Here is a 17,089-nt window from a genome sequence, read left to right as displayed (position 1 = left end):
CTGGCGCACGGCCAGGTCGGTGCAGCGAGTTCTCATCCCCGGGACCATTCAAACGAAGCATGAGCAAGGCATTCACCAAAGAATCCGATGGCGATGAAGAAGAGGAGCAGGAACAGGGCCTCGATCCCTCGTTCCGGCTGCCGGCGGGAACGCGCAACTACATCACGCCGGGTGGGCACGCACGCATTCTCGCCGAAGTTGACCATTTGCTGCGTATGGAGCGGCCGCAGCTGGTCGGCGTCGTGCAGTGGGCGGCGTCGAATGGCGACCGTTCGGAGAACGCCGACTACATCTACGGCAAGCGGCGGTTGCGTGAAATCGATCGGCGGATTCGTTTTCTGACCAAGCGCCTGGATCTGGCCGAAATCGTCGATCCGGCCGGGCGGCAGGGCACCGAGCAGGTTTTCTTTGGGGCCACGGTGAGCATCGCCGACGAGGACGGGCAGGAGCAGACCTATCAGATCGTCGGCGTCGACGAAACCGACTTCGCACGCGGGCGGATCAGCTGGGTGTCGCCGCTGGCGCGGGCGCTGCTCAAGGCACGCGAGGGCGACACGGTGCGCTTTCAGAGTCCCGCCGGGATGCGCGAGGTCGAGGTGCTGGCCGTGGACTACGTGGCCATCGAAGAGTGAACCGGCTGAAGCGGCCGCGCAGGCACGCAGCGCCGGCAGGGCTTGAAATCGCGGCGACTGCCCCCACGTGTTGGTCCATTGCGCGCTGGCACGGCTCTGCTTTGGTCGCGGCGACGCTTTCCATCCACATTTTTCACGGAGTTTTCAATGGGTGAACAGAAGGAAACACTTGGTTTTCAGGCAGAAGTCAAACAGCTGCTGAATTTGATGATCCACTCGCTGTACAGCAACAAGGAAATTTTCCTGCGCGAGTTGATCTCCAACGCCTCGGATGCCTGCGACCGGCTGCGCTTCGAGGCGCTGAACAATGCCGGCCTCTACGGCGACGACAGCGAACTCAGGATTCAGGTGTCCTTCGACAAGGAAGCACGCACCATCAGCATCGCCGACAACGGCATCGGCCTGTCGCGCGACGAGGCGGTCGAGCACCTGGGAACGATCGCCAAGTCCGGCACCCGCGAGTTCTTCTCGGCATTGACCGGTGATCAGGCCAAGGATGCGCACCTCATTGGCCAGTTCGGCGTCGGCTTCTATTCCTCGTACATCGTCGCCGACAAGGTCACCGTGACCTCGCGTCGTGCCGGTCTCGAAGCCAACCAGGCCGTGCGTTGGGAATCGGCTGGCGAGGGCGATTTCACGATCGAGATGGTCGATCGCGAGCAGCGCGGCACGGAGGTGGTCCTGCATCTGCGCGCAGGCGAGGACGAGTTCCTCTCGAGCTGGAAAGTGCGCGAGACGATTCGCAAGTACTCCGACCACATCACCCTGCCGATCCTGATGAAGAAGGAGAGCTGGGACGAGGAGAAGAAGGAACAGGTGGTCACCGACGAAGAGGAGACGGTCAACCAGGCTTCGGCGCTGTGGTCGCGTCCGAAGTCGGAGATCTCCGACGAGCAGTACAACGAGTTCTACAAGCACGTGGCGCACGATTTTGAAGATCCGCTGGCGCACGTGCATGCGCGCGTCGAGGGCAAACAGGAATACACGCAGCTGCTCTACATCCCGTCGAAAGCGCCTTTCGACATGCTCGACCGCGGTGCCCGTCACGGCATCAAGCTCTACGTGCGCCGGGTGTTCATCATGGACGACGCCGAGCAGCTGATGCCGCTCTACCTGCGCTTTGTGCGCGGAGTGGTCGATTCCAACGATCTGCCGCTCAACGTCTCGCGCGAGATTCTGCAGCAGTCGCGCGATATCGAAGCCATCCGCGGCGGTTGCGTGAAGCGCATTCTCGGTCTGCTCGAAGGTCTGGCCGACAGCGACGACGACGCCGAAAAGGCGAAGTACACCACTTTCTGGAAGGAATTCGGCCGCGTGCTCAAGGAAGGCGTCGGCGAGGACTTTGCCAACAAGGAGCGCATCGGCAAGCTGCTGCGCTTCGCGTCGACGCAGGCCGACACCACCGAGGAAAGCGTCTCGCTGGCCGATTACGTGTCGCGCATGAAAGAGGGCCAGGAGAAAATCTACTACGTCACCGCCGAGACGTTTACCGCTGCCAAGAACAGCCCGCACCTCGAAATCTTCCGCAAGAAGGGCATCGAAGTGCTGCTGCTCTCCGACCGCGTCGACGAATGGGTGACCAGTCACCTCACCGAATTCGACGGCAAGCAGCTGCAGTCCGTGGCCAAGGGTGGGCTCGACCTTGGCACGCTCGAGGACGCGGCCGAGAAGGAAGAAGCCGAGAAAGCTGCCGACGAGTACAAGGACTTGATCGAAAAGGTCAAGACGACGCTCGGCGAGAAGGTCAAGGACGTCCGCGTCACGCATCGCCTGACCGATTCGCCGTCCTGCCTGGTTGCCGACGAGTACGACCTCGGTGGCAACCTGCAGCGCATCCTCAAGGCCGCCGGCCAGCAGGCGCCAGCCAGCAAGCCGATCCTCGAAATCAACCCGCAACACCCGGCGGTGCAGCGTCTGAAGTACGAGGAAACGCGTTTCGACGACTGGGCCAACCTGCTGCTCGAGCAGGCGATCCTGGCTGAAGGCGGCGCCCTCGAAGATCCGGCCGGTTTCGTCAAGCGCATCAACGATCTGATGCTGGCCTTGTCGCTGGGTAGCGCCGGCAAGTGAGTGCCGACGGCAGGCCGGCAGCAATCCTGCACGGCCTGCCACCGATTCTCGATGCCGGGGTCAGGACCCTGATTCTCGGCAGTTTTCCGTCGCCGGCATCGCTGGCGGCACAGCGTTATTACGGGCATCGCCAGAACCAGTTCTGGCGTTTGCTCGGCTCCGTCCTCGACGAGCCCCTGGCCGAACTCGACTACCCCGAGCGGCAGTCATGTCTGTTGCGCCATGGTTTCGGCGTCTGGGACGTTTATCAGTGCTGCCAGCGCCAGGGGGCGCTCGATTCGGCCATTCAGTCGCCCCAAATCAACGATTTTTCACGGCTGCCGATCGACGCGCCGCAGCTGCAGCGGGTCTGTTTCAATGGCCAGACCGCCGGCAAGCTCGCCGCCCGGTTTCAGGCGCGTGGCTACGAAACGCGGCTGCTGCCGTCGAGCAGCCCGGCCTACACCCTGGCTTTCGCCAGCAAGCTCGAACGCTGGCGCGCGGCGCTACAGTAGCGCCGGCTCGACTGCCCGGTCGCTGCCTGGCGTGGCCCTATTGCTCCACGCCGAGAACGTCGAGCACGCACTGCCTGTGTTGCGAACCGCTTTTGGCAGCGCACAGCTTGCGGGCCTTGTCCTGTCGCTGGCAAACCGCGGCGTTGCTGGCACTGCCGCAGTCTGCTGGCAGGGTCTCCTGGAGTACGCAGTTCCTGAACGGTGCTCCGGTCTTTCCCTTGCACAGCGCGTAGGCCGCCTTGCGTTGCACGCATTGCGCCGGGATGCGCGCCTGCGTGCAATCGATCTGCTCTGCCTGCTGGTGCAGGCACTGCTCGAGCTCGCTGCCCGGCTTGTCGCGGCAGGCCTCGTAAACCTGGCGATGAGCGGCCCGGCGCGCGACGCACTGTTCGGGATCCTTGGTCAGGCTGCAGTCGGATGGGCCGCGCGTGCCGAGCATTCCCCGGCGATAGCCGGCGCCCTGCATGGCGGCGCTGGTGCCATCCATGGTCGTCGTCGTGTCCTTGCCGGAGCCTGCCTGGGCGATGGCCGGCATGGCGAACAGGCTGGCGGCAAGTGCTGCGACGAGTGTTGTGACAAGCCTTGTAACGAGCGGTGAAGCCATCTGCATGTTGTTCTCCTGGGGCGATGACGGCGGGAATTTTCGCTCCGCCGGCCGGTGGGAAGACTGGAAAAGGAGGGCGTTCGCAAGCGGCGCCGGGGGCCGCGAGCGGAGCGCTGGTATCTTACACGCTCTTGCCGTCGGCATTGGTTGCGGTCGAACTTGTCGGGTATAGTTGCCGCTCATTTTCCAGGAAAAGTCGCCATGCCCGAAGCCACGGTGAGCACCGTTTACGATCATCGCCTGACGCTCGCCGAGCTCCTCGGCTGGCTGGTTGATGACGGCCTGGTCAAGCCGCCGGACGCCGATCTGCTGCTCAGGGACAGCCGCCTCAATCGCCTCCATGCGCATCCCCTGGTGATCATCTCGGACCAGAAATGGAAATCCCTGCACGAGCCGCCGCGGCCCTTGAATCTGGAAATGCTGGGTGGCTGGCTGGCCGCCAGAGTCGGGCTCGAATACCACCATATCGATCCGCTGAAAGTCGATTTCACGGCCGTTACCGAAGTCATGTCGAGTGCCTACGCGACGCGTTTTGGCATCCTGCCGGTGAAGGTGACGACGCGCGAAGTGCTGGTGGCGACGACGCAGCCCTTTCTGCGCGACTGGGAAAAGGAGATCCGCGCGATCGTCAAGAAAGACATTCGTCGCGTGCTCGCCAATCCGGTCGACGTCGCCCGCTATCTGATCGAGTTCTACAATCTGGCACGCTCGGTCAAGAAGGCCGCCCAGCTGGGTGGTCCGAGCGGCAATCTGTCGTCCTTCGAGCAACTCGTCGAACTCGGCCGGACCAATCGCCAGTTCGATGCCAACGACCAGCACATCGTCAATATCGTCGACTGGCTCTGGCAGTACGCTTTCGAACAGCGTGCCAGCGACATCCACATCGAACCGCGGCGCGAAATCGGCATCGTTCGTTTCCGCATCGACGGCGTCCTGCATCAGGTGTACCAGATCCCGATGAGCGTCATGGCGGCGATGGTCAATCGTGTCAAGATTCTCGGGCGCATGGACGTCGTCGAGAAGCGCCGGCCGCAGGATGGGCGGATCAAGACGCGCACCGCGGAAGGCCAGGAAGCCGAACTGCGTCTGTCGACCCTGCCGACCGCTTTCGGCGAGAAGCTGGTGATGCGTATTTTCGACCCGGAAGTGCTGGTCCGCGACTTCACCGAACTCGGCTTCACCGACGACGACCAGGAGCGCTGGAAAACGATGGCGGAACGGCCGAACGGGATCATTCTGGTCACCGGGCCGACCGGTTCGGGAAAGACGACGACGCTCTACTCGACGCTCAAGCAGCTGGCGACGCCAGCGGTCAACGTGTGCACCATTGAAGACCCGATCGAGATGGTCGAGCCGGCGTTCAACCAGCTGCAGGTGCAGACCGTCATCGACCTCGGTTTTGCGCAGGGCGTGCGGGCGCTGATGCGCCAGGACCCGGACATCATCATGATCGGCGAAATCCGCGACCTCGAAACTGCCGAAGTGGCGATTCAGGCGGCGCTTACCGGCCACCTGGTGCTGTCCACCCTGCACACCAACGACGCCCCGGCGGCGCTTACCCGCATGCTCGACCTCGGCATCCCCTCGTACCTGCTCAGCGCCACCGTGCTCGGCGTGATGGCGCAGCGCCTGGTGCGCATTCTCTGCCCACACTGCAAGGAAGAGCACGCGGCGAATGCACTCGAGGAGACGATGTGGGATCAGCTGGTCGCGCCGTGGAAAGCCAATCGTCCGGCGCGTTTCCATCGCTCGGTGGGCTGCCTCGAATGCCGCATGACCGGCTTCCTCGGGCGCGTCGGCCTGTACGAGATTCTCACGCTCTCGCCGGACGTCAAGCTGGCCATCAGTGAAAACAAGGATATTGCCAAGATCCGCGAGCTCGCTTTCCGCGAAGGCATGAAGCCCTTGCGCATCTCGGGAGCGATGAAAGTCGCTGCCGGCGTCAGCACCCTGGCCGAGGTTTTCAAGGTCGCGCCGCCGATCGAGCACGCCTGATCGCGCTCGCCGCAGCGCGAGGTCTCAAAGCTCGATGCGATACGGCGCATTGGCGACCGGATTGTACTCGGCACGATACGCCAGTTCAGCCTGTCGAGCGGGCGAAGCCCAGCTGCGCGTCGTCGTACTGGCATAGTTGAAGCACAGCGTCGGTGGTTGATGCAGCGAGCGGGCGATGATGCGCTGCATCGCTTCGGCGTCGGGGTGTCGGAAGCGACTGCCATTGGTGCTGACCAGAAAGCGCGGACTGTCGATCAGCGCCAGCAACTCGTCGCTGACGTTGCCGGCGCTGCCATGGTGGGCGACTTTCACCGCGTCGACCTTGAGTATGGGCTGGCCGCGTTGTTGCAGCAGGCGTTTGAGCGAGGCGGTGATCACCTCGTGGTAGGCGTCAGCCAGGAAAAGGCAGGACTTGCCGGCGAATTCGGCGAGGAAGGCGATCGAACTGCCGTTGGCCGCCGAGTTGTCGACTTTCAGCTGGCGTTCGAGCAGGCTGTCGAGTTCGGGGGTGGTGCCGAGCAGGCCTTGCCCGGGCAGGTAGGCCTTGAGCTGCGCCAGGCGTTGCCAGGCGGCGTCGAGGTCGCCGGGGGTGACGCTCGGGCCAAGGTCCTTTTCCCAGGCCTTGCGCATCTGCGCCAGCGTCGCCGGTGTCGGCGACAGCAGGGTCAGCTTCAAGCCGCCGGCCAGCGTGCGTTCGGGCAGCGGGCCGTCGTCAGGGACCACCACTGCCTGCCCGGAAAACGCCCCGTTCCATTGCTCGTCTTCAAAACGGCGAACGATCAGGGCGCTGAGGAACTCGCCCTGCTTGCCGCCGAGGACGCGTCCGCCGCTGCTCAGATGGTTCCAGCCGTTGAACCACAGGTCGATGACCCGGATCGGCAGCGGCTGATTGGCGAGCAGGCGCACGATGCCTTCGACATGATCGGTATCGACGTGGCTCATGACCACCAGCTCGAAACGCCGGTCGCCGGCCGGCAGTGCGTCCAGGCGTGCCTCGAGATGCTTGTAGGTGGCAATCGGGCCACCGTCGATGAGCAGCCGGCGCGTGCGTGCGCTGTCGCCGTATTCGACAAACAGACAGTCGCCGTGCAGTGCCGGCAGCATTTCGATGCGAAAAAAGCTGCTGTCCTTAGCCAGATCGCTCGGCGTGGTCATCATTGATCTCCAGTTAATGTGAAAGTCGCGCAAGCGACTCACGAAACTTCCTTCTCCCCTCGCGGGAGAAAGGCCGGAAAAGAGGGGGAACGGTCATGATCGTCAGAGCCGCCAGTCGGCGTCACCGAAGGCGACGACGCACAAGGCCATTGGCAGGCTGTCGAGCAGCGCTTGCCGTTTCGCTGCGCGCAGCGCTTCGCCGAGGCAAGGCACGGCGTCCGGCTGGCGTGCTGTGCCGGACTGCTCGTCGGCGGTCGATTGCCGGTGGATGGCGAGCAGCACTTCGAGCAGCTTCTCGCCGACCCTGACCGCATGCGGACCGAAGACCGTGGCGATGGTCGAGACGATCACTGCTGCGCCCGCCTGCCGGAAATAGCGGATGTGGTTGGCGTAATGCTGCGCGCTGCTGGCGGTGTCGCAGCCGAGCAGCAGCAGCAAGGGGTAAGCGCCCTCGACATGCACGTATTCGCGCGGCAGGCGCAAGGTCTTGAAAGCGATACCGCCGATTTCCAGCGCGATGTCCTGGCGTTCGCCGGTATTGTGCGGGAAGGCGACGAGCAGGCTCGGGTGGCTGCCGCTGACCGCCTGTTTCCATTCATCCCAGTTGCCGGCGACCTGCACCGCTTGCGGCAACTGCTGGCGCAAGGCCGCGAGCAGCGGCGCCACCTCGCCGGCCTTGACCTCCTGGCTGTAAGCGACCAGCGCGCCCTGGTCGAGTTGCAGGCGAACGCGTGCGCCCACCGGTTCGGCCTGGACGATCACCTCGGCCTGGTTGGGGACGTCGATGGCGGGGTTGTAAACATGCCTTTCGATGACTTTGCGCAGACCCCAGAAACCCATCGGGCAGACGTGTCGGCGCGGTTCCTGCTGACCGGCGCAGCCTTGCGGACACGCGCCGTCGGCAAGGGCCTGCAGGGCGTTCGGACAGAAGTCGACAGCGGCATCGTCGTCGGGCGGCGGGTACTGGTAGATGAACTCGAAGGGAACGACGGCGTCGGCGCGGGTGCTCACCAGCTGAATGTGCGTGGCCTCATCGACGTCCATGCCTTCGCTTTGCAAGGGCTGCAGATTGTCGATCACCAGGCTCGAGTAAAGGTCGGCGCCGAGGCGTGCCAGTTTGATGAACAGCTTGCGGTTGTCGCCGCTGGTCAGCCCGTCGCTGTAGTCGGCGACGCTGTGCGCGACTTCGGAGAGTAGCTGGTTGATGCTGGCGATCGGCTCGTCGATACCGCTCAGGTCCTTGGCCCAGGCGCGCTTGCCGGCAATGCCGGTGAGTAGCGGTCGCTGCTGATTGCTGTGGTTGAGGATGAAAGAGGCGTCGAAACGCCGCCGCGAGCCGAGTTCGCCCCAGTGTTCGCGAACGCGCGCTTCGACCTGCTGGCTGATCACTTCACCGGCGCTGCTGGCGTCAATGGCTTCATCAGCGGCGGCCACGCGGCTATGGATGAGCACTGTCTGCAGCACGCGGCCGCGGTGCAGAACACTGACCCGGCCTTCGAAAGCGGCCACGCTGCGCGGCGTAAAGACGAACTCGGCGACGCTGCTCGGCCCGACGCGCGGCAACAGCAGTTGTCCGAGCAGCGGCGCCTCGAGTTGCGTCGGCTCGTGAAAGACCACCTGCAGTCGATGCGGCCGCTGACTGCGCGGTAGTTCGTGTGCCGGAAAAGCTGCCGGGGCGGAGTGCCATTGTTCGTCCGGCGGGCCAATGCGCAGGCGCAGCATGATCGCTACGCCGACCTGCAGGCGCTGCCGTTCTTCGACCAGTTGCTCCGCGTGCTTGCGCCAGAAGCTGTGCTGGATGAAGCGCAGCTCGGCCTGGTCGACCGCTGCCGCTGCCTCTCGGTCGCGCAACTCGCCGGCGATTTCGGCCAGCGAAGCCGCTTCGTCGGACTCGTGATCATAGCCGTAGCGGGCGCTGGAGTCGTCGATCCCTCTGGCCAGCAGATGCGGCGAGACATTGCGCGCAGACGGGAGTGCGTCTCCTGCGCGTTCGGAGCGCTGGCCGCGCTCACCGCCTTCAAGACTCCCCGCGGCGCCGCGCGTGCCGCGCGTCAGCGCTGCGCTGACGCGATCGGGATCGTCGACAAGGCGCCACAGCGAGTGTTCGCTGACTGCCAGTTCGGCATCTTCGGGCAGGGCTCGCAGGCGGGCGGTCAGCGTGCCGAGCGAATGCGACAGGCTGCTGATGCGCAGCAGGTCGCCACCAAGGACGGCCGTGATGCCCTGGCCGAAGGCCTGTGCCAGGGCGATGTCCAGCGCTGTGTTGTGGCTCAGGGCGTCGGCAAAGTGTTGCAGTGCTGGCAAGGCCGGGCCGCTGCTGACGTCGGCGAGCTCGCCGGCGGCAACGAAAGGCGCGACGCAGACCACTCCCTCGGCCGCCAGCTCGCCGGCGACAACGCGGAGCAGGGCTTTGCTGTCGCCGCTGGCGTCCAGCCCGCCAAGGATCAGCACCAGTGCGGCCCGGCTTGGCGAACGCTGGCTCAGCAAGCGGGCCGCGGTTTGTCGCAGTGAGCCACTGAAGACGAGCACTTCAAGGCGTGGCGTGGCGCGGCCGGCGACGCCGAAACGATAGGGCCAGGGTTGCGGTCGTGGTACAAGCGTGTTGGCAAATGTGTTGGCGAGGCGATCATCAGGCAGAACTGCGATCTGGAAAGGCAGCTGCCAATCGATGCGTCCGTCAGCAACGAAAGCGTCGGCGACGAAGACGCTCGCGGCGCCGACCGCAGGGTGCTGCAGGGTTTGCAGCATCGGCAGCAGCGTGTTCCAGCTCTGCGCGTGGCTGCGTACGGCGAGACGCGGCCCGGCATGCGTTTGACCAACAAATGCCGACCACGCGGCGGCGAGTACACTGGCCGCCGGCCAGCTATCGAGCGGGTCGGCGGTCGGCGGCTGCCAGGCGAGCAGGCCGCGGTTCTGCTCTCGCTCCCGGTCTTGATCCGGCGGCCGCTCCTGTTCCTGGCCGGCCTCGACCAGAAAACGGGCGATGCTCGCGGCAGTGTCGGCTGCCGAGTTGTCGCTGCTGCCCACGACGACCAGCGGCGACGCCGCCAGCCAGGCCCCCAGCGCGGCCAGCGCCTGCGCAAAGCCCGCGTCGTTGACGGCGAGGCTCCAGGTGGCGAGATATTGGCGATCGATCATGGTCAGCCTCTCAGTGCAGCGGCCACTCCCCGACCGGCCAGCCGTGCGGCGCGTCGAGCGGTAGCTCCGTGCGTGTGCGCAGTGCGGTGTCGGTGAGGGCGTAGCCCCAGTTGATCAATTGCCCCTGCTCCTTCGCCGTGAAGGCCTTGAGGCGGGTCGGGATGTCCTGCAGCGCGGCGGTGACGGCGTTGTCGCTGGCCAGCGCATCATTATCGTCGAAGGCGTCGATCGCGCTGCCGATTCCCCAGTAAACTCCGCGCCGAACACCGCTTTCAAAATCGCCAATCAGCGAGCGCTTGCGCAGCGCCCGTGTCTGCTCGATCAGGATGTCGCGCACCCGGCCGAGCTGCAACAGATCGTCCTCGAAGGGCGACTCGTCGATCTCGAAGGGTGCTCCGGCGTCGCTGACGAGAACAAAATCAAGCTTGTCGAGCAGCGCTTCGACTCCCATGTTGTCGTGGATGCGACCGTCGGCAAGCACGATTCGGTGGCGCAACTTGTCGAGATTGGCCAGCTTGCGCTGGGGCTTCTCCCAGGCGCCGGTTTCCGTCTTCAGCACCACCGGCGAGAAGATCGGCGGGAAAGCGCTGGATGCGGCGATGGCCTCGGCGAGAGGCACTTCAGTCGTGTACGAAATACCCAGGACGTGGTCCGCGATGTAGTCTTGACGAAAACGGAAGCTGCGCCCGGTCTGCATGTTCGTGGCGTGAAAGATGAAGCGTGGCGCGTGGTTTTCGGCGGGTGTTGCGATCTGACGCAGCAGCGTTTCGCCGAACAGGTCTCTGGCGTAACGCCTGGCCAGAACCTCGCCGGACGACCGGAACGGCGTCAGGTGGCCGAGGAGGGCGGTGCTGACGTCGATGGTCTGATTGCAGAACTCGCGCACCGGTTGCGCGACCACTTCTTCGAAGTTGCTGGCCTGATCGTCGACGAAGTTGAGCTGCCGCCAGCGGTGAGCCAGCACGCCGGCGACAATCGAGCCGCCGGAAACGCTGCTGATCCGGGTGAGGCGGCGTAGCAGCCCGCCCTCGTTGAGCCGCCAGAGAGTGCCCAGGCCGAAAAGTGCCGCCCGAAATCCGCCGCCGGACAGGGCCAGACCGATACTCGGCTGTTGGTCAGTGTTCATCAGAGTCCTCCTGGAGATTGCCGCAAGCGCTGGTCGAAGTGCCTCAGCGCAGTGTTTCGCCGAACTGTTTCAGTGGCGCCCGGCAGCTTGCTGCCATGCACTGAAGGATAGGAAATCACTTGGCCTGTGGGGAGAGTATCCGCGTTCGCAACAGGTGTGGTCAAACTTGCGAAATGCGCTTGACGGCGAGCGACCATTCGCATCGGCGCCGGTGCCGAAACGCCAGGCAAGGCCGGGCACCCGGTGCTTGTTGCTGGCGCGCGACACGGCTCGAGCGGCAACGACAGCGACCTCTTCCGGCGCGGTAGTGGCTACGACACGTTTTACAACTACGACAGCACAAGCGGCCGCAGCGATGCGCTGCTGTTTGACGGCGTGAGACAACCGTGGTCTGACCCCGGTTACGTGCCGGTTACGCGCCGTTCAATCCGAAGAACGCCGGCCCCGACCGGTGTGTTCCGGTGATCGCCTTGGCGGCGGCCGACTGGCTCTTGTAGTGCTTGCCATCGAGCTCGTACCGGCCGTCCGAGGTCACGGTTACGCGGTACTCATGGCGATCCCATTCACGGATCAGCGTCGTGCCCGGCATCAGGCGCACCTCGGCGCCGCGCCCGACCTTGATCTTCGAATGCTGCTCGCTGCAGTCGGCGAGTTGCGCCTTGATCGCTTTCGGCAGGCCACCGTAGGCGACTTCCTGCAGGCGATAGGCGAGGCGACTTTCGAGGTAACGCCGGGTGACGCGCATCGGCCGGCGGGGGAAGTGCTGATCCCACAAGACCCACAGGTGAGTCAGGGACATTTGGGGCAGTGCCGCGAGCTGCGCGGCGATCGACGGAGGCGTCATCGTTGGTATCCATTCGGCTTGTGCGGACCGTTTGGAATGATATGACCACCGCGTTTTCGGCGCGTGGTGTTTTGCAGTAAGTGTGAGTACGAGAGCGGAGATTCACCTAAGAAATCTCGTGTTTTCGGCGATGCTGCTGATGCTCAGCAGCTCCATCGCCGCTGAAAGGCTCACTGGTACCGTGGTGGGCGTGGCGGACGGCGATACGATCACCGTGCTCGATGCCAACCGCGTGCAACACAAAATCAGGCTCGGCGGCATCGACGCTCCCGAGAAGGCTCAGCCATTCGGGCAACGATCGAAGGAATAACTCCGGCGTGTTTGCCGTGCCTTCGGTATTTTCATACCTCTCTCCCAAAGCGACTGAATTTTACGTCACCTTTGGGAGACGACATTTTTTTTGGGGGAAGCTCATGTTACGTGCACAAGTGTCGGAAATTTTTACACCGCAGCAACCGCGCACCCAAAAAAGCAGTAACAACCCCATGATTTTACACGTATTGAATATATTGGCTTGAATTTTGCTCCCTCATCGTGTGTTGAGCGGGAGTTTCGTTTTTCACTAGCATGACGCTCAACGTAGTTGCACTAGCAGGCGTCAGTTCGCTTCCACGTTGGACGAGGTGACACCGGGAAACTCAACAAATCGATGACGAGGCCATACATGACATACGAAACTCAATTGGTGCATTCTTGCGCTAAGGTGGCGCGCTTGGTTGTTCTGGGGGCATTGTCGGTCTTCGCGACTAGCAGCTATGCCTATTACTTCAATACCGACATTTACAACACCACAGGCAGCGTGGCTAACGATTATCATATTAAGCTCCACGCTAACTCGAACATTAGTGTTTCTAATCACTGGGAGCATGGGGGAGATGTAGCCTTCCCGACATTTGGCAGCTCCGGAACAGGAAGCCCCAATGTCAACCTAGACTGGAGTGGGGCCACGGTCAATCAAGGGCAATCCGTTCATGTGGGTGCAGCCGGGTCGTTCGGCACGAGCGTCGAAATTACGGAATCCTGGTGGACCTTCGGGGGAATCAAGCTCACGACACAGCCGACCAATACGCAGGCGAGTGCAAGCTTCGACGGTACGGGAAGCCTCTACCAGATTGCTTGGGTAGACCTGTTCGACAGCAGCCTCAATTTGATCGGCACTGAATGGATTGAGGAAACCGGCAGCACATTCCCCACGATCTATAATGCGGGCACTGATCCGATCTATGTCAGCTACGCGTTCATGACTTCCACGACCCTCATCCCGATCGAGAACCTTAACGCTAGCCTAGGCCGCAGCAACTTTGGTCAGTTCACTCCCATTACCGAAATCTCGGGAATCCCCGAACCGGCTAGTTTATCCTTGATCGCCGCAGGCGTAATCGGCCTGTGCATAAACCGCCGCGTTCGTCGCCAGCGCGTGGGCACAGTTATTTTGGTCTAATAGCGTCTATTTGCCGCCCCGAAAACGCCCGGCTCAACCGGTGGCAGCTCGCGGCAGACACACCTTGTTGAGTAACCGGGTAGAGAGGATAGACGACGCATGCCCTCTCTACCCTATTTGGATTTTGCTGGCCTGGCAGCCTGTCGGACTTCCCCGGCGCCAGATCCAGATATGATCTAATCATACCTCTTAGAGCAACCGGGTCGTCGCATGTCCAAGTTTATCGTCGCTGACCGCCAGACCGACTATCTGCTACCGCCGTCGGTAGACGACTGGCTGAACCAGGATCACCTGGCGCGATTCATTGGCGAGGTGATCGACCAGCTTGATCTGTCCAAGCTGACGCGCGAGTACGCGGGGCGCGGATCGAAAGCCTACCATCCGGCCACCCTACTGGGGATTCTGGTCTATGGCTACGCCACGGGTATCTTTTCCAGCCGCAGGCTGGAGCAGGCAAGCTACGCCTCGATAGCCTTCCGCTTCATCGCCGCCAACCTTCATCCCGATCACGACAGCTTGGCCACTTTCCGCCGACGGTTCCTTGACGAACTGAGCGACCTGTTTCTGCAGGTTCTGAAAATGGCCACGGAAATGAAAGTGCTCAAGGTGGGTAACATCAGTCTTGATGGCTCGAAGTTTGAAGCCAACGCCTCGCGGCACAGTGCGCTATCGCACGGGCACATCGGAAAGCTGGAAGTCCAAACTCAAGGCCGAGGTTCAGGAATTACTGGCTCTGGCAGAACAGGCGGATCAAGCCGATATCCCGACTGGAGTCAGCCTGCCCGAGGAACTCAAGCGTCGCGAAGATCGGCTGGCCGCCATGGCCGCCGCCAAGGCCAAGCTTGTCGCTCGGGCCGAGGAGCGCTATCAGCGCGAGAAAGCCGAGTACGACGAGAAAATGGCCCGCCGTGCGGCCCGAGGCGACCGGCAAGAAGCCCGGTGGCAAGCCCCCCAAGGCTCCCGAGCCCGGACCACGAGACCGTGATCAGATCAATCTGACCGACGAAGAGTCGCGCATCATGCCGGTCGCCGGTGGCGGCTTCGAACAGGCCTACAACGCCCAGGCGGCGGCCGATGCGGCAACGATGCTGATCGTCGCCACCGGGGTCACGCAGGCTCCCAACGATAAAGAGCAGGTCGAGCCGATGCTGGCCACCCTCAAGGCGCAGGCCGAGGTGCTCGGCGCCGTGGAATGCCTGATCGCCGACAGCGGTTACTGCAGCGAGAAGAACATCAAGGCCTGTGAGGCGGCCGGTATTGAGCCCCTGATCGCCGTCGGACGCGACGAGCATCATCCGGATTGGCGGGAGCGCCACAGCGAGCCGGCCCCCTTGCCCGACAATGCCACGCCAGTGCAGGCGATGTCCCATCGGCTGAAGACCAAGGATGGACGAGCGCGCTACGCCTTACGCAAGCAGACGATCGAGCCGGTCTTCGGGATCATCAAGTCGGTGATGGGCTTTCGCCGCTTCTCCCTGCGCGGCTTGAAGAAGGTCACCGGCGAGTGGACGCTGGTTTGCCTCGCCTGGAATTTGAAGCGCTTGGCCGTATTGCGCCCACAGTAGGGAAAATGAGGGGAAATCCCTCGGAAGCGCCAGAAAACGAGGGAAATCGGGCTTTTTTTTCCCCACATGGTGAAACGCGCCGGCTTTGCCGACGGTTAGTCCGACAGGCTGCTAGAAACCATCGGCATCAACCCCAACAACCCCATCCTCTTCGACCACAACGGCAACAGTGTCAGGACCGCCACCGGTTGGGTCAAAAGCGACGACGCCTTCCTCGTCCTCGATCGCAACGGCAATGGCAGCATCGATAACGGGCGCGAACTGCTCGGCGACAGCACCCCGCTGAGCGCCGGCGGCGTTGCCGCCGACGGTTTCGCCGCGCTCACCCAGGAAGACACCAACGGCGACGGCAAGGTCGACAGCCTCGACGCCCGCTTCGCCAATCTGCGCCTCTGGCGCAACTCACCGACTCCATCCCGCTCAGCGAACAAGCCCGCAGTCTGCCCGACATGCAAGGCGCCGGCCTGGTCCGCAGCCTGCGCGAAGCCGCCAGCCTGCCTACCGCCGCAGGCAGCGCACTCGCCACCCAGCTTGCCGCCTACGCCGCAGAAACCACTCGCAGCGGCCAGCTCGCCCGGCTCGATGGACTGCTCAAAGTCTGGGCCGACACCAGCAGCATGGCCACCTTTGGCGACGCCCAGGTCATGGGTGCGCAGCAACTGATCGCCACGCTCGGCGTGCACCTGGGTGACGGCGCGAACAGTTTTGGCAGCTTCAGCAAATGTGACGACAAGGTCTATGACCCTGATCGGCGGCGACGGCTCGGATAGCTACTACGTCGACAACCTCGGTGATCTGGTGAGCGAAACCAACGCCGACCTGACCGCCGAGGGCAACGACACCGTGTCCAGCACTCTGGCTGACTACGCGCTGCCGGCCAACGTCGAGAACCTGCGCATCCTGTCGAGCGCAGCGGCCAATGCTACTGGCAATTCCCTGGCCAACACGCTCTATGCAGGCGCTGGCAACAACATACTCGATGGCGGCAGCGGTGCGGACACCGTTTCCTACGCCTATGCCACTGCCGGCGTGACCGTCAGCCTCGCCATCGCCGGTGACCAGGCCACCGGCGGCTCAGGTTCCGATACCCTGATCAGTATCGAAAGGCTGACCGGCAGCAACTACAACGACAGTCTGAGTGGCAACGTCGGCGACAACCGCCTCAGTGGCGGGGCAGGCAACGCCCTTGTTGCCGGTGGGCTCGGTAACGACACGCTGAGCGGCGGCGCGGGCGCCGACCGAAGCCGCTTCGACACCCTGTTCGACGCCCTCGCCAACCGCGACACGATCAGCGACTACAACGTGTTCGATGACACCGTCGAGCTGGGGAACGCGATCTTCACTTCGCTGATCACTACCGGCACCCTGGCGGCCGGCTCGTTCCGCTCCGGCGCGGGCGTCATCAGCGCTGCCGATGCCGACGACTACCTGATCTACAACAGCAGCTCAGGGGCGCTGTACTACGACACCGACGGCAACGGAGCGGGCGTTGCGGTGCAGTTCGCCACCCTGAGCGGCGGACTGGCGCTGGGCAACCTCGACTTCATGGTGACCTGATGGTCTGTACTCGCAGCCAGGCCCAGGGGGCTTGGCGCGCCTAACGAGGTCCTTTGACGATGGTGCCAGTACGGGCAAGGCCGCTGCGCACAGCGTGAAACTGGCAAGGAAATTTCCTCTCGGCAAACGCTTTCCTCCCACACCAATGCCTGCTGAGTAGTTTCAGATCATGCACAGCATAGGCCAGGCTGGTCGGCAGTAGGGGTCGCGGTCCTGGACGGCGTCGCGGGTGGTGCGCCGCTCGCCGACTCGCCGTCGGCGCGACCCTTGCCGATGCCTGCGGCAAGCCGCTGGCAGAACTCCCCGGCGTGGATCAGCGAGCAGCGCGTTGCCGAGTGCCTTGAGGAGTCGCCCGGGCGAGAGAAATGGCGAGGGTTGCTATTGCCTTGGCGCTTGCTAGACTGAGGTCCGTAGTCCGTAGCCGTAGTCCGTAACCGCAGTCCGCGATCAACCATCACCGATCAATCG

Annotated in this window: 12 protein-coding genes and 2 pseudogenes; 9 read left to right on the top strand and 5 right to left on the bottom strand. The window is 63.4% G+C overall.

Annotated features, from left to right (window positions below; all coding sequences use genetic code 11):
• The first annotated feature begins 59 nt into the window (after nt 1-59).
• From greB to V5B40_RS07795, 3 genes are all read left to right on the top strand, one after another.
• Nucleotides 60-632 carry a transcription elongation factor GreB gene (gene greB / locus V5B40_RS07805; protein WP_332353948.1) on the top strand — a complete coding sequence of 191 codons (573 nt, stop codon included), beginning with the start codon at nt 60-62 and terminating at the stop codon, nt 630-632.
• Nucleotides 633-779: 147 nt separating this feature from the next.
• Nucleotides 780-2,702, top strand: a complete 1,923-nt coding sequence (gene htpG / locus V5B40_RS07800; protein WP_332353947.1) for a molecular chaperone HtpG — start codon at nt 780-782, stop codon at nt 2,700-2,702.
• A gap of 23 nt (nt 2,703-2,725) precedes the next feature.
• On the top strand, nt 2,726-3,196 hold the full coding sequence (locus V5B40_RS07795) for a DNA-deoxyinosine glycosylase (RefSeq protein ID WP_332354170.1): 471 nt from the start codon (nt 2,726-2,728) through the stop codon (nt 3,194-3,196).
• A 37-nt stretch (nt 3,197-3,233) separates the two neighbouring features.
• On the opposite strand, the gene V5B40_RS07790 is transcribed toward V5B40_RS07795, so the two are convergent.
• Complete coding sequence (locus tag V5B40_RS07790; protein WP_332353946.1) at nt 3,234-3,806, bottom strand: hypothetical protein; 573 nt, start codon at nt 3,804-3,806, stop codon at nt 3,234-3,236.
• A gap of 195 nt (nt 3,807-4,001) precedes the next feature.
• Here V5B40_RS07790 and V5B40_RS07785 point away from each other — a divergent pair, with 195 nt between their 5' ends.
• A complete protein-coding gene (locus tag V5B40_RS07785; protein ID WP_332353945.1) occupies nt 4,002-5,795 on the top strand; it encodes a GspE/PulE family protein in 1,794 nt (597 codons plus the stop codon).
• Between the two features lie 24 nt (nt 5,796-5,819).
• On the opposite strand, the gene V5B40_RS07780 is transcribed toward V5B40_RS07785, so the two are convergent.
• The 4 genes from V5B40_RS07780 to V5B40_RS07765 all read right to left on the bottom strand — a co-directional run bounded on the left by V5B40_RS07780 (nt 5,820) and on the right by V5B40_RS07765 (nt 12,058).
• Nucleotides 5,820-6,950, bottom strand: a complete 1,131-nt coding sequence (locus tag V5B40_RS07780; protein ID WP_332353944.1) for a ComEC/Rec2 family competence protein — start codon at nt 6,948-6,950, stop codon at nt 5,820-5,822.
• Nucleotides 6,951-7,052: 102 nt separating this feature from the next.
• Nucleotides 7,053-10,088: a hypothetical protein gene (locus V5B40_RS07775; protein WP_332353943.1), complete on the bottom strand. Its 3,036-nt coding sequence runs from the start codon at nt 10,086-10,088 to the stop codon at nt 7,053-7,055.
• A 10-nt stretch (nt 10,089-10,098) separates the two neighbouring features.
• Nucleotides 10,099-11,214: a patatin-like phospholipase family protein gene (locus V5B40_RS07770; RefSeq protein WP_332353942.1), complete on the bottom strand. Its 1,116-nt coding sequence runs from the start codon at nt 11,212-11,214 to the stop codon at nt 10,099-10,101.
• Between the two features lie 412 nt (nt 11,215-11,626).
• Nucleotides 11,627-12,058: a DUF2924 domain-containing protein gene (locus tag V5B40_RS07765; RefSeq protein WP_332353941.1), complete on the bottom strand. Its 432-nt coding sequence runs from the start codon at nt 12,056-12,058 to the stop codon at nt 11,627-11,629.
• Between the two features lie 130 nt (nt 12,059-12,188).
• On the opposite strand from V5B40_RS07765, the pseudogene V5B40_RS07760 reads away from it, so the two are divergent.
• From V5B40_RS07760 to V5B40_RS07740, 5 genes and pseudogenes are all read left to right on the top strand, one after another.
• A pseudogene (locus V5B40_RS07760) lies at nt 12,189-12,362 on the top strand (thermonuclease family protein); the annotation flags it as partial.
• A gap of 360 nt (nt 12,363-12,722) precedes the next feature.
• Nucleotides 12,723-13,499 carry a PEP-CTERM sorting domain-containing protein gene (locus tag V5B40_RS07755; RefSeq protein WP_332353940.1) on the top strand — a complete coding sequence of 259 codons (777 nt, stop codon included), beginning with the start codon at nt 12,723-12,725 and terminating at the stop codon, nt 13,497-13,499.
• Nucleotides 13,500-13,709: 210 nt separating this feature from the next.
• Nucleotides 13,710-15,064, top strand: a pseudogene (locus V5B40_RS07750) (IS1182 family transposase).
• Between the two features lie 449 nt (nt 15,065-15,513).
• Nucleotides 15,514-15,834, top strand: coding sequence for a hypothetical protein (locus V5B40_RS07745; RefSeq protein ID WP_332353939.1), 321 nt, complete (start codon nt 15,514-15,516; stop codon nt 15,832-15,834).
• Entirely contained in the window at nt 15,803-16,621 is an 819-nt protein-coding gene (locus V5B40_RS07740) for a calcium-binding protein (protein WP_332353938.1), read from the top strand. The genes V5B40_RS07745 and V5B40_RS07740 overlap by 32 nt, the downstream gene beginning before the upstream one ends.
• The last annotated feature ends 468 nt before the right edge of the window (nt 16,622-17,089 follow it).

This window comes from Candidatus Accumulibacter meliphilus, assembly GCF_036625345.1.
In the GTDB taxonomy this organism is placed as follows: domain Bacteria; phylum Pseudomonadota; class Gammaproteobacteria; order Burkholderiales; family Rhodocyclaceae; genus Accumulibacter; species Accumulibacter meliphilus.
This window is presented reverse-complemented; position numbering and strand designations above follow the sequence as displayed.

Excerpts from the sequence above, each read along its gene's own strand:
- greB (WP_332353948.1), top strand. The coding sequence starts at position 60 with ATGAGCAAGGCATTCACCAAAGAATCCGATGGCGATGAAGAAGAGGAG.
- htpG (WP_332353947.1), top strand. The coding sequence starts at position 780 with ATGGGTGAACAGAAGGAAACACTTGGTTTTCAGGCAGAAGTCAAACAG.
- V5B40_RS07790 (WP_332353946.1), bottom strand. The coding sequence starts at position 3,806 with ATGCAGATGGCTTCACCGCTCGTTACAAGGCTTGTCACAACACTCGTC.
- V5B40_RS07785 (WP_332353945.1), top strand. The coding sequence starts at position 4,002 with ATGCCCGAAGCCACGGTGAGCACCGTTTACGATCATCGCCTGACGCTC.
- V5B40_RS07780 (WP_332353944.1), bottom strand. The coding sequence starts at position 6,950 with ATGACCACGCCGAGCGATCTGGCTAAGGACAGCAGCTTTTTTCGCATC.
- V5B40_RS07775 (WP_332353943.1), bottom strand. The coding sequence starts at position 10,088 with ATGATCGATCGCCAATATCTCGCCACCTGGAGCCTCGCCGTCAACGAC.
- V5B40_RS07770 (WP_332353942.1), bottom strand. The coding sequence starts at position 11,214 with ATGAACACTGACCAACAGCCGAGTATCGGTCTGGCCCTGTCCGGCGGC.
- V5B40_RS07765 (WP_332353941.1), bottom strand. The coding sequence starts at position 12,058 with ATGACGCCTCCGTCGATCGCCGCGCAGCTCGCGGCACTGCCCCAAATG.
- V5B40_RS07755 (WP_332353940.1), top strand. The coding sequence starts at position 12,723 with ATGACATACGAAACTCAATTGGTGCATTCTTGCGCTAAGGTGGCGCGC.
- V5B40_RS07745 (WP_332353939.1), top strand. The coding sequence starts at position 15,514 with ATGCAAGGCGCCGGCCTGGTCCGCAGCCTGCGCGAAGCCGCCAGCCTG.
- V5B40_RS07740 (WP_332353938.1), top strand. The coding sequence starts at position 15,803 with ATGACCCTGATCGGCGGCGACGGCTCGGATAGCTACTACGTCGACAAC.